The 12,947-nt window shown below is 35.5% G+C and carries 10 protein-coding genes; 6 read left to right on the forward strand and 4 right to left on the reverse strand.

Annotated elements, in window-relative coordinates; translation table 11 throughout:
* The first annotated feature begins 36 nt into the window (after positions 1–36).
* The 3 genes from MHI40_RS07725 (at position 37) to rlmN (ending at position 5,637) form a co-directional block, all read left to right on the forward strand.
* Positions 37–3,627, forward strand: a complete 3,591-nt coding sequence (locus MHI40_RS07725) for a dynamin family protein (RefSeq protein WP_340762136.1) — start codon at positions 37–39, stop codon at positions 3,625–3,627.
* Positions 3,628–3,639: 12 nt separating this feature from the next.
* Positions 3,640–4,464, forward strand: coding sequence for a sulfurtransferase (locus MHI40_RS07730; RefSeq protein WP_340762137.1), 825 nt, complete (start codon positions 3,640–3,642; stop codon positions 4,462–4,464).
* A gap of 99 nt (positions 4,465–4,563) precedes the next feature.
* The gene (gene rlmN / locus MHI40_RS07735) at positions 4,564–5,637 is read left to right on the forward strand and encodes a 23S rRNA (adenine(2503)-C(2))-methyltransferase RlmN (protein ID WP_340762138.1); all 1,074 of its coding nucleotides are present in this window, start codon (positions 4,564–4,566) and stop codon (positions 5,635–5,637) included.
* A gap of 24 nt (positions 5,638–5,661) precedes the next feature.
* On the opposite strand, the gene ytzI is transcribed toward rlmN, so the two are convergent.
* Together ytzI and MHI40_RS07745 are read right to left on the reverse strand one after the other, a co-directional pair.
* Positions 5,662–5,811 carry a YtzI protein gene (ytzI, locus tag MHI40_RS07740; protein ID WP_094030739.1) on the reverse strand — a complete coding sequence of 50 codons (150 nt, stop codon included), beginning with the start codon at positions 5,809–5,811 and terminating at the stop codon, positions 5,662–5,664.
* A 250-nt stretch (positions 5,812–6,061) separates the two neighbouring features.
* Positions 6,062–6,472, reverse strand: coding sequence for a helix-turn-helix domain-containing protein (locus MHI40_RS07745; protein WP_340762139.1), 411 nt, complete (start codon positions 6,470–6,472; stop codon positions 6,062–6,064).
* Between the two features lie 395 nt (positions 6,473–6,867).
* On the opposite strand from MHI40_RS07745, the gene MHI40_RS07750 reads away from it, so the two are divergent.
* From MHI40_RS07750 to MHI40_RS07760, 3 genes are read left to right on the forward strand one after another with little or no spacing between them, the layout of a single operon-like run.
* On the forward strand, positions 6,868–7,866 hold the full coding sequence (locus MHI40_RS07750) for an ABC transporter substrate-binding protein (RefSeq protein ID WP_340762140.1): 999 nt from the start codon (positions 6,868–6,870) through the stop codon (positions 7,864–7,866).
* Positions 7,867–7,884: 18 nt separating this feature from the next.
* Complete coding sequence (locus tag MHI40_RS07755) at positions 7,885–8,922, forward strand: ABC transporter permease (protein WP_340762141.1); 1,038 nt, start codon at positions 7,885–7,887, stop codon at positions 8,920–8,922.
* Complete coding sequence (locus MHI40_RS07760; RefSeq protein WP_340762142.1) at positions 8,915–9,712, forward strand: ABC transporter ATP-binding protein; 798 nt, start codon at positions 8,915–8,917, stop codon at positions 9,710–9,712. Before MHI40_RS07755 ends, MHI40_RS07760 begins: the two co-directional genes overlap by 8 nt.
* 196 nt (positions 9,713–9,908) lie before the next feature.
* On the opposite strand, the gene MHI40_RS07765 is transcribed toward MHI40_RS07760, so the two are convergent.
* Positions 9,909–11,393 (reverse strand): catalase, encoded by a 1,485-nt coding sequence (locus tag MHI40_RS07765; protein WP_093534569.1) that lies wholly within the window; start codon positions 11,391–11,393, stop codon positions 9,909–9,911.
* 164 nt (positions 11,394–11,557) lie between these two features.
* Entirely contained in the window at positions 11,558–12,820 is a 1,263-nt protein-coding gene (gene ilvA, locus MHI40_RS07770; protein WP_340762143.1) for a threonine ammonia-lyase IlvA, read from the reverse strand.
* Positions 12,821–12,947 lie beyond the last annotated feature (127 nt).

Genomic DNA, 12,947 nt, shown 5'->3' on the forward strand with positions numbered 1-12,947 from the left:
TACATTGTCGAATTATGAAGGAGATTAACTTTTTATATGCAGAACTCAAATGAATTACAAATGATAAAAGAACAAAATGCTTTACTTGCAACGATTTTCCAACAGAATAATGATGATGAACGCTATCGTAAGTCTAAATTATTTGCAGGAAAATTAGAAAAAGGCACATTTACTATCGCTTTTGCAGGTCACTTTTCTGCAGGGAAATCTAGTATGATTAATGCCTTAGTTGATGAGCAAATACTGCCAACTAGCCCGATTCCAACCTCCGCAAATATTGTGACGGTTCAAAATACAGCAGAAAATTATGCTCTTGTTCACTTTGTGGATCAACCACCTGTTAGATTTTCAGGGGAGTATGATATTCAATTAGTAAAAAAATATTCAAAAGACGGAAGTAAAGTATCTCAAATTGAAATAGGACATGCTGGGTCTAATCTTCCCGAAGGAATTACTATAATGGATACTCCTGGAGTTGACTCGACTGATGATGCACATCGCGTTTCCACCGAATCTGCCCTTCATTTGGCAGATATTGTTTTCTATGTGATGGATTACAATCATGTTCAGTCTGAGTTAAACTTTCAATTTACAAAGCAATTACTTCATTATAATGAGAATGTATATTTAATCGTAAATCAGGTAGATAAGCACAGAGAAGAAGAACTACCATTTGCAGCTTATAAGCAATCTGTTACAGATGCATTTAAATCGTGGTCGGTTGATCCAAAAGGAATATTTTATACAAGCCTAAAAAATAAAGATTTCATACATAATGATTTTCCGCAAGTTCAACAAATCGTTACTAGTTCTATTGAAAATAAAGAGGATTACTATCTTACACTGGCCCAGGCAACGCTAGAAAAGTTAAAAGATGAGCATTTACATTTTTTAGAGGATGAAAAAGCTACTTGTTTTGAAGCCTTTGAAAGTCAGCTAAGTGAAGAAGATTGGAATAATAAAGAGGATATCAAAGAACAATTGGAACTAGCTCAAACGCAAGTAAAACTTCAAGATGTTACGCTTTGGAGAAAAACATTTGAAGAACTTCGAAAAAACATACTTGAAAATGCTTCTATAATGACGTTTGAAATGCGTGAAGCTTTAAAGTCTTATGCAGAAAGTAAGCAACCTACTTTTAAAGTTGGGTTTTTGGGTAGTAAAAAGAAAACTGAAGAAGAAAGACAAAGAAGACTTAACGAAATTATTAGCATGTTAGAAAAAATAATTTCTACCAATATAACTTCTCATATGAAATTGTTAATGAAACGTATGTTAAAAGATGTTTCCTTATTAACAGAAGATAAAATCCATCAAATTGATGAAATTCAGTTTGCTATTTCTCCTAGTTTGATTGAAAATTCTCTTCACGAAGGTGCAAGTACAACTGGTAATGCGATTCTAAATTTTGCCAATCGAGTTACAGAATCGGTCAATCGTTACTACATCAACCAAACAGATGTATGGAAAGAAGAAAATATACATTATATAGAAGAAAGTCCGTTGGAAGATGAGGACCAAATACTATCAAAAACAGCGGAGCTCAATGAAAAGAGACTAGCTATTCAATCATTGGAAGAAATAGATACACGAATAGAAACATTTGAAAAAAACGTCACTACTCCTTCGTTGCCAATAAGAAAAGACAGAGATAAATTATTAAAAAGCTGGGAACAAGAACGACTTCAATTTGAAGGTTCTATTACAGATTATGAAGAACAAGCGCATACTACGGAGCAACCTATTGTAAATGTAGCAAAGGAAGAAGAAGTAAAGGACGAAGAAGTTCTTCTCTCCGCGGAGGCAGTAGTGAGTCGTGCGAAAAGAATTGGTGAAGTATTAGCAGAATTACCTGCTTTTGAAGAAGCTGCTGCAACGATAAAAAGAAAAGCTTTACGAGTGGAAAATCAACAATTTACTATCGCGTTATTTGGTGCATTTAGTGCCGGGAAATCTAGTTTTTCGAATGCTTTAATGGGGGCAAATGTGTTGCCGGTTTCACCAAACCCTACAACCGCAGCTATTAACAAAATTCATCCTGTGTCTGAAAATCATTTACATAATACTGCTGATGTAGTGTTGAAATCAGAGGGGCAAATTTTAGAAGATGTGAGTTATGCTTATGAGCAGCTTGGAATAACTGTCCATACATTAGAGGAAGCTTTTGAAAAAGCTAGTACGGTTATGCAAGAGAAGGTAGCTGAAGAGGTACACAAATCATTCGTTACTGCATTTTATAAAGGGTATCCAACATTTAAAGGACAATTTGGAAATGTTCTGCATGTTTCTGGAGATGAATTTGGCCAATTTGTAGCGGATGAATCGAAAAGCTGTTTTGTAGATTTTATTGATTTCTATTATGATTGTGAATTAACGAGACTAGGTGTGACATTAGTAGATACACCTGGAGCAGATTCGATTAATGCGAGACATACCGGAGTAGCTTTTGACTATATTCGTAACGCCGATGCTGTATTGTTTGTTACTTATTTCAACCATGCATTTTCAAAAGCAGACCGTGAGTTTTTAATACAGCTGGGAAGAGTAAAAGATGCCTTCGAGTTGGATAAAATGTTCTTTGTTGTTAATGCTATCGATTTGGCAGATTCAGAAGAGGAGGCCAATTTAGTAAAACAATACGTCCAGGATGAACTACAACGTTTTGGTATTCGTTTCCCAAGAGTGTACGGGGTATCTAGTTTACAAGGGTTAAAAGAGAAACTCGATGGATTATCATTGCATGAAGGAATGCAACAGTTTGAAGAATCTTTTCATCATTTTCTTGAAAAGGATCTGAAGCAAATCTCTATATCTGCTCTTGAAGAAGAAGCAACTCGTCAACAATCGAAACTACTTGGCTTAATAGAACAGACGGAAGTAAATCTGGCCCGAAAAGACCAACGTCTAGTCGAGCTTCGAAATCAAGAACAAAATATTCGTAAACGCTATACAAATTCTAAATACACACAGATTGCAAAAGATGCTAACCAGGAGTTAGATACACTACTCTATTACGTATTACAACGTGTATATTATCGTTTCAATGAGTTCTTTAAAGAGGCATATAATCCATCATTATTTGCAAATAACTCCGCATCAATTGCATTGGACATTGCTTTAAAGGATATTCTTAAAATGATACGTTTTGATATCGAACAAGAAATGCGGGTCTCCAATTTCCGTATATTGCAATATATTCAGCAACAAATCCTGCAATTAGAAAAAGAAGAAGTACGCGTACTAAAAGATTTGAATACAAGCTTTACATTTAGTCCACATGAAGTTACCGAGAGAGAATTACTAGATTTTGTAGGACCATTTGAAAGCATTACTAAATATGAGCATGTAAAATCCTATTTTAAAAATTCCAAGAGCTTTTTTGAGAATAATGAAAAAGAAAAATTACGTGATACTTTATCTGATGAAACCAAAGTGGAGGCAGATCAATACCTATCAAATGAAAAAGAACGTTTAGGAAAGTGGATAGAACAATACTCGGATATTGAATCGGAGGCTCTACGTTTGAAGTTACTACAAGAATCGATTACGCAAATTGATGCGGAACGAAAATTATTAGAGCAGGAACAAACACTTCATTTGTGGAAATCAGTATATGCGCGACTATAAAGGAGGGCTTAGATGGCAAAAGTATTTATTGAATTAGGAGAGATTTTAGAGAATAATCCCCGTTTTATCGATACTCGCTTTGATCTTGGTGAAAAAAGTGCGGGTCGTCAAATGTATAACAAGGGACATATAGAAGGTGCAGTATATTGGGATTTGGAAGAAGATTTATCAGATATGGGCAGTCAAGATGGTCGTCATCCAATGATTTCGAAGGAAAAAATGACAAGACTGGTTCAGCAAGCTGGTTTAAAATTAGATGATTATATTGTAATTTATGATCAAGGAGCCACTCCTTTTGCGTTACGTGCCTATTTCTTATTGGAGTGGGCAGGATTTAAACATATATATGTATCCCGTTCCGGCTACGAAGAGTTGAAGGGCAAGTTACCAGTTTCTAACATGGAGTCTGTCCTACCACATACTTCAACAATCCCTGAATGGAACAACGATAAGTTACTGACAATGGCTGAAGTAAGGAAAGTTGTAGCGCAGGAAAAAGAGGGTCAATTAATAGATGCAAGATCAAATGTACGCTATAAAGGTGAAAGTGAACCAATCGATTCAATTGCTGGGCATATCCCATCAGCTATAAACTTTGACTGGGAGCAACTGAAGAAAAACGGGAAATTCATAGAGCAGAAAGAATTAAAGGAAAAGTTAAGTCAATTAGCTCCAATTGACAAACCTGTGATAGCTTATTGTGGTAGTGGCGTTACAGCTGCGCCTTTGTATGGTTGTCTGAAAGAGGCGGGCTATGAAAATGTTCAGCTATATGTTGGTAGCTACAGTGATTGGATTAGAGAAAATGAAGTAGAAATAGATATGACACAAGCATAATTATATCTTTTTAACCTTTTTTCCAGTATAATAAGTTGTCTTGGGTAAATAACTATAGTATAATAGGCAAATTGTATACGCATGAAATGAGGGCTTATAATGAAAAAATCTATATATGGTCTAACAAGAGATCAGTTAATCGAATGGCTAATGGGTCAAGGCCAAAAAAAATTCCGCGCAGAGCAAGTTTGGGACTGGTTGTACATTAAACGTGTACAAAGCTTTGCAGAAATGACCAATGTAAACAAGGAATGTCTTCAGATTTTGGAAGAAAATTTTGTTATACAGACGTTAAAGGAAAGTGTTAAGCAAGAATCTGCAGATGGCACCATTAAATTCTTATTTGAAATGCAAGATGGTAATTTAATCGAAACTGTACTAATGCGCTTTAAATATGGTCTTTCAGTGTGTGTGACGACGCAGGTAGGGTGTAATATTGGATGTAGTTTCTGTGCAAGTGGATTACTTAAAAAGAGCCGTGACCTTGACGCAGGAGAAATTGTGGAACAAATCATGAAGGTGCAATTCCATTTGGACCAAATTCAAAAGGAAGAACGTGTCAGCCATATCGTTGTTATGGGTATCGGGGAGCCGTTTGATAACTATAAAAACTTGATGAACTTCCTACGTACTGTAAATGATCAAAAAGGACTTGCTATTGGTGCTCGTCATATTACAGTATCAACAAGTGGTCTTGCTAAGAAAATTATGGATTTTGCGGAAGAGGATCTTCAAGTAAATCTTGCAGTTTCATTGCATGCTCCTAATGATGAGCTTCGCTCGAGAATTATGGTTATCAATAAGGCATTCCCTATTGAAAAAGTAATGGCAGCTGTAGATTATTATTTAGAGAAGAAAAATCGTCGTATTACTTTTGAATATATACTACTCAAAGATGTAAATGACCATGTAGAAGAGGCACTTCAACTTGCTAAACTTCTAGAAAACAAACGTCATCTTTCGTATGTGAACTTAATCCCATACAATCCAGTAGATGAGCATGGTCAATATCAACGAAGTGATGAAAAATCGATTAGTGCTTTCTTCCAAACATTGAAAAACAAAGGGATTAATTGTGGTGTTCGTATGGAGCAAGGTAGTGATATCGACGCTGCATGTGGTCAATTAAGAAGTAAACAAATTAAAAAAGATAAAGTAAAAGTAAACAATTAAATTGTGCATGAATGAAAAAACGCATTAGCCATTATGGCTATGCGTTTTTTTATCGTCTTTTTCAGGTAAATCATCAATTGTATGCTTAAATGCGTACCCTTTATTAATAGTGAAAATAGTGAGACCTAATACTATTAAGAAAATAAAAATACTAATAATAATTACAGTAGTCATTTATATACCTCCTAATTCGGATTATTAGTTATATCATAGCAGATATTTTATTATACATCGTAAGGGTTTTAACCTTAAACGCAATAAGTAAAAAAATAAGGCTATGTTAAAATTAATGCTAGATTTTGTATAGAAAAAGGCGAGCTTGGAAAAACACTTTCAAGCTCACCTTTTTCTGTTATTTCTTGGCTGTTTCAAAATAATTTTTTCTTTACCTTCCCAAGATGAACAAGAGAAAAAGTAACATAGCTTATTTTTTAATTCGAATATTCCTCATGTAAACATAAAGTTCTATACCTAGCATAAAGAGGGTTGCAACTAAGAATCCAATCATAAAAATTTCATGTAAAAGAGCAAAATACGCTATATAAATTACAATAGCTATTAAAAATAAAATAACTAAAAGATGAAACTTTACTGCTTTTTGATTATTCACGATTTGCTTTTTTATATTACTGTTACCTTTAATCAAATTGTCTAAGCTAATATTCATTTCATCGCTTAATAAAATTAAATTTTCAATATCTGGGGCACCTTTTTCTTGTTCCCATTTTGAAATAGCCTGTCTAGTAATTCCAATTTTATTTGCCAATTGTTCTTGGCTTAAATTATTTCTTTTACGATAATCTAAAATCGATTTGCCAATTTTCATTTTTATCATTCCTTTCTAAATTTGATATCACCACCATATCAAATTTTTTTCTGTGGCAAAAGAAACCAATGATTTCAAGTTCGCAACGCTCCGTTGCAATTAAATGCTACAACTTACGATTTCTTTACTTAATACATATGCAACCGAAAAGAAGTTGCAAAAATCCATTTCTACTTATTAAACTAACTAACGAACACTTTCACAAACCTGTACCTATTCTTCGTAATCATTAACGAGTTATCAACCTTTTTCTTTAGAGTCAAAAATAAAAGCATATTAATTAAATTAATTAATAATTCATAATGTTATTGACTATTATTCTTATCCGGTGTAACATTGCTTTATCGTAATACTTTAGCGAGTTGAATCGCTGATGTATTGAATGTAAAATGGGGGTATTAAAGATGGGAAAAACAAAGAAAAAGTTTGGTATGGTATTATCCGCTGCTGTTTTACTATTAGCTGCGTGTGGTACAGATGATTCTGCTGCAACAAAATCCACTTCTGCAAAGTCTGGCGATAAAGAAGTATTTAAAATAGGTGTTACTCAAATTGTAGAACATCCATCATTAAATGCAGCTTACGAAGGATTTCAAAAAGCAATTGAGGATGCAGGACTCGAGGTCGAATATCAATATGAGAATGCTCAAAATGATAATAGTTTAAACTCAACTATTGCAAATAATCTAGTAAACTCAGGAGCCGATTTAATATTTGCCAATTCAACGCCTAGTGCTCAAGCAGTTGCGGCTCTTACAGAGGACATTCCGATTGTATTTACATCTGTAACTAACGCAGTTGATGCTGAACTTGTAGATTCAATGGAAAGCCCAGGTGGAAATGTAACTGGAACAGTTGATACACAACCTGATGCGATTCCAAATACTATTGCATTTTTGAAAAATGAGTTAGGTGCAAAGAATGTTGGTATGGTATTTAATTCAGGAGAGCAAAATTCACGTTCATCTGTAGATGCAGTAAAAGAAGAAATGGCCAAAGTTGGTCTAAATGTAGTAGAAGCTTCCGTTTCAACATCAGCTGAAGTGAAGCAAGCAACTGAATCTTTAATAGGGAAAGTTGACTCCTTATATATCATCACAGACAATACGGTTGTTTCAGCTCTTGAATCCGTAGTAGATGTTGCTAATGAGCATAAGTTACCGATGATGGTAGGCGAGTTCGATTCTGTTAAACGTGGCGGATTAGGAGCATATGGCTTTGAATTTTATGATATCGGTTATGAAGCTGGAGAAATGGCTGTTAAAATCTTGAAGGGTGAAAGTAAACCAGCTGATTTGGCCGTTCAATATCCCCAAAATTTGAAATTTGTTTTAAACAAAGATACTGTTGATGCCCTTGGAATAGAAGTAAAAGATGAATGGGAATCAGAATTTGCGGAATAGATAGGAGTTTGATGTTTTATGTTTACAGCAATCTTTGGGTCAGTTGAGCAAGGGTTTATATATGCACTTATGGCTCTCGGTGTTTATTTGACCTTCCGAGTGTTGGATTTTCCTGATTTGACGGTTGATGGAAGCTTTGTAACAGGAGCAGGAACAGCAGCGGCGATGATAGTGTTAGGCTATCATCCTGCTATTGCAACACTCGTTGCTATATTTGCAGGATTCCTAGCAGGATGTATGACAGGGATTTTACACACGAAAGGGAAGATTAATCCACTACTGTCGGGAATATTAATGATGATTGCTTTGTATTCCATCAATTTGAGGATAATGGGTTTTACAATTGAGAATTCTGTAGGAAGACCTAATATCCCTTTGATGAATGAAGGAACTATATTTAGCCAATTTTTCAGTTGGTGGGGAAGCTTAGGTATAGATGATACTATTAATGGATTCTTAACTTCTTTAGGTGTTCAATATGTTCCTAAAACTTGGGGGACACTAGTAATTGTAGCTATTTTAATAGTTATAATAAAATTTATTTTTGATTGGTTCTTAAAAACGGAAGTTGGTTTAGCAATTCGTGCAACGGGTGATAACAAGAAAATGATTCGCAGTTTTTCAGCAAATACAGATACGCTTGTCATATTAGGATTAGGTATTTCCAATGCCCTTGTTGCATTTTCTGGAGCTTTAATTGCTCAGTATACAAAAGCTGCTGATATAGGGTTGGGTATTGGAATGATAGTAATCGGACTTGCCTCCGTCATAATAGGAGAAGCAATTTTCGGTACGAAAACAATCGTTAGAACAACTATTGCTGTAATCACTGGTGCTATCATTTATCGTATCGTTTTAGCATTAGCGCTTCGCGTAGAATTCTTGGATGCAGGAGATATGAAGCTAATTACTGCATTTATCGTAATTGTAGCGCTCATTTTACCTCAGTTCTTCGAAAAACGACGTGAAAAGAGCAGGAAAGCAAAACGACATGCATTGCGTGAATCGGAAGTCTTAGCTCTTAATAGAAGTAAGGAGAGTGAGAACCTTGCTTAAATTAAATAATATTAACAAAATTTTCAATGAGAGTACTGCAGATGAGAAAATTGCATTAGATCGTATAAATTTAACGCTAAATGTTGGTGACTTTGTTACCGTTATTGGAAGTAATGGTGCGGGTAAATCTACCATGTTAAATATGGTTTCTGGGGCATTGACTCCCGACTTTGGCCAAATTTATATTAATGGAGAAGAAGTGACAAAATTACCCGAATTTAAACGATCCAAGTTGATAGGAAGAGTGTTTCAAGATCCAATGTCTGGTACTGCACCAGCCATGACAATTGAGGAAAACTTAGCAATTGCCTATTCTAGAAATAAAAAAAGAAGCTTGAAAATTGGAGTTGATAAACAGAGGAAAGAACTTTTCCTTCACTCACTTGAAAGCTTGCATTTAAATCTTGAAAACCGATTAAACGCTAAAGTTGGACTGCTTTCAGGTGGAGAAAGGCAGGCATTATCATTGTTAATGGCTACATTTACAAAGCCATCTATATTATTGCTAGATGAGCATACAGCTGCCTTAGATCCTTCTCGAGCAGAACTAATAACTAATTTGACCGAAAAGCTTGTCAAAAAAGATAATCTAACCACTTTAATGGTTACTCATAATATGCAGCAAGCATTAGACTTAGGTAATCGTTTGATCATGATGGATAAAGGACAAATAATATTAGAGGTTGGGGAAGAAGAGAAGAAACACTTAACCATTGAAAAGCTAATGCAAGAGTTCCAACGTATTCGTGGCCAAAAGTTAACAAGTGATCGAGCATTATTATCGTCCTAAACAACAAAAAGAGCAGCCATGGGTTGCTCTTTTTGTCTGTTTAATGAGTCACGAATAGATAAACGTTTCCTTTTCGTAAGTATTGTTCAGTTGGAGCCATTCTAGAGGGTTTTTAACTATATAAAAAAGTGGTTAGTAGTAACCTAAGTTACTACTAACCACTCTGTGAGTAAAGCTATGTTATTAAGTGGATATATTAAGCCATTGCAGCTTCGATATTGCCCCACGGAATTTCCATTGCTTCTGCAAGACCTTGTCCGTATGCAGGATCTGCTTTATAGCAGTGAATGATGTGACGAATCTTAATGAATTCTTCTACGCCGTCCATATTGCGTGTTGTGTTATCAAAAAGAACTTGTTGGTCTTCTGGACTCATCAATCTGAATAGTTTACCTGGTTGCTCATAGTAGTTATCATCATCTTCACGGAATTCCCAAATTCCAGCATCTCCATGAAGTGGTAAACGTGGCTCAGTGTATTGAGGTTGAGTTTTCCATTTTCCATAACTATTTGGCTCATAAGGTAATGTTCCACCTAAGTTACCATCCACACGCATTGCTCCGTCTCTATGGAAAGAGTGTACCGGGCATTTTGGTGTGTTAACTGGAATTTGATGATGATTTACACCTAAACGGTAGCGTTGTGCATCACCATAAGAGAATAGACGACCTTGTAACATTCTGTCTGGAGAGAAGCTAATACCAGGTACAACGTTAGCTGGTGTGAAAGCTGCTTGCTCTACTTCAGCAAAATAGTTTTCAGGGTTACGGTTAAGTTCCCATTCTCCAACTTCAATTAGAGGGAAGTCTTTTTTATACCAAACTTTTGTCAGGTCGAATGGATTGTAAGGCATGTTGTTAGCTTGCTCTTCTGTCATTACCTGAATGTACATTTTCCATTTCGGGAAATTACCTTCTTCGATATTATCGTACAGGTCACGTTGGTGACTTTCACGGTCTACACCAACAACTTCAACTGCTTCTTGATCAGTTAAGTTTTCAATGCCTTGTTGTGAGCGCATATGGAATTTAACCCAAACGCGTTCATTGTTAGCATTGATCATACTGAATGTATGGCTACCAAATCCGTGCATTGTACGGTAAGATTTTGGAAGTCCTCTGTCACTCATTACGATAGTCACTTGGTGAAGTGCTTCCGGTAATGATGTCCAGAAATCCCAGTTGCTATTTGCACTGCGCATACCAGTACGTGGATCACGTTTAATAGCGTGATTTAAATCTGGGAAGTTAAGTGGGTCACGGAAGAAGAATACAGGAGTGTTGTTACCAACTAAATCCCAGTTACCTTGCTCTGTGTAGAAACGCATAGAGAATCCACGGATATCACGTTCAGCATCTGCTGCTCCACGTTCACCAGCTACTGTGGAGAAACGAACGAACATTTCAGTTTCTTTACCGATTTCTGAGAAAAGAGCTGCTGAAGTATATTGTGTAATGTCATGAGTAACAGTAAATTTACCGTAAGCACCAGATCCTTTTGCATGCATACGACGCTCAGGAATTACTTCTCTATCAAAATGTGCTAGTTTTTCTAATAACCATACATCTTGTAATAATAATGGGCCACGTGGTCCAGCTGATTGCGAGTTTTGATTGTCTACTACAGGCGCGCCCGCTGCAGTTGTCATTTTGTTATTGTTGTTGTTTTGATTTTCTGACATTCAATTTCCCCCTAGATTAGAATATTTATAATACAAGAATCATTATATCAAACAGATTAAAATATTGCTAGAATAGAGGTGTGAAGATTTTTAAAAACTTTATATTAGTATATTAAAAAATGTAACATCAAACGCTATAAACGTTGATGTTACAAAGGTTTTTATCATATAAGTAATTCAAATAGAGTGCTATCTTTATTTACTTCTTTGTAGGAAAACCCATTCTCATTCATACGATAAAGAATACCAGAATAGTCTTCTTTGTTTTTCAATTCGATGCCGACAAGTGCAGGTCCACTTTCTTTATTGTTTTTCTTTGTATATTCAAAAGTGGTAATATCGTCATTTGGTCCAAGAACCGTATCCAGGAATTGACGTAATGCTCCTGCTCTTTGAGGGAATTTGACGATGAAATAATATAGTAACTCTTCATAGATTAATGATTTTTCTTTAATCTCTTGCATACGCCCAATATCATTATTACCCCCACTAATGACGCAAACTACAGTTTTCCCCTTAATCTCTTCACTGTAAAAGTCCAATGCTGCTACGGATAGAGCACCAGCAGGTTCAGCAATAATTGCATGCTTGTTGTATAAATCTAATATCGTCGTACAAACTTTTCCTTCCGGTACAAGAACAATATCATCCACGTACTTTTTGCTTAGTTCATAAGAGAGATTACCAACACATTTTACCGCTGCTCCATCTACAAATTTATCTATTAAATCTAGCTTAATTGGACCTCCGTTTTGGAAAGCAGCTTGCATACTTGCAGCTCCCTCAGGTTCAACCCCAATTACTTTGGTGAAAGGAGAGACATTCTTTATATAAGTAGATAGTCCAGATATTAAGCCACCACCACCAATGCTACCAAACAAATAATCTATAGGAACATCAATATCATTCATTATTTCTACTGCAACAGTTGCTTGACCTGCAATGATATCCGGATCATCGAATGGGTGGATGAAAATTCTATCCTCCGTATCTGCAAAAGCCGTTGCACTTTCTGCGGAATCATCAAATGTATCACCGGCTAGAATGATTTCCACAAATTCACGACCAAACATTCTCACTTGATCAATTTTTTGTGAGGGCGTGGTTAAAGGCATGAAAATCTTTGCGATGATACCGAGTTGTGCACATGCGTAAGCGACACCTTGTGCGTGGTTACCAGCACTTGCACAAACTACTCCTTTTTCCCTTGCTTCTGTCTCAATTGTTTTAATCTTATAGTAAGCCCCACGTAATTTAAAAGAGCGGACATGTTGTAAATCCTCTCGTTTGAAATAAATAGTTGCTCCATACTTTTCTGATAAATACTCGTTTTTTTGTAAGGGAGTATGATAGACGACATCTTTTAAAAACTGATGTGCAATTAGGACATTCTCCACTTGTATTGATTTCGTATCTGTTAATTGCATAAGGCGGTATACCTCCAATTTCATTTAAAAGATTAATATAGTTTATCACACTACATCGCTAAAATGCTAGTTAATATTGATAATTCTAAATTGTTTTATAAATGGTTAAATGTTCGTTATTAACATT

Source organism: Psychrobacillus sp. FSL H8-0510, from assembly GCF_038008345.1.
Classification (GTDB): Bacteria; Bacillota; Bacilli; order Bacillales_A; family Planococcaceae; genus Psychrobacillus; species Psychrobacillus psychrotolerans.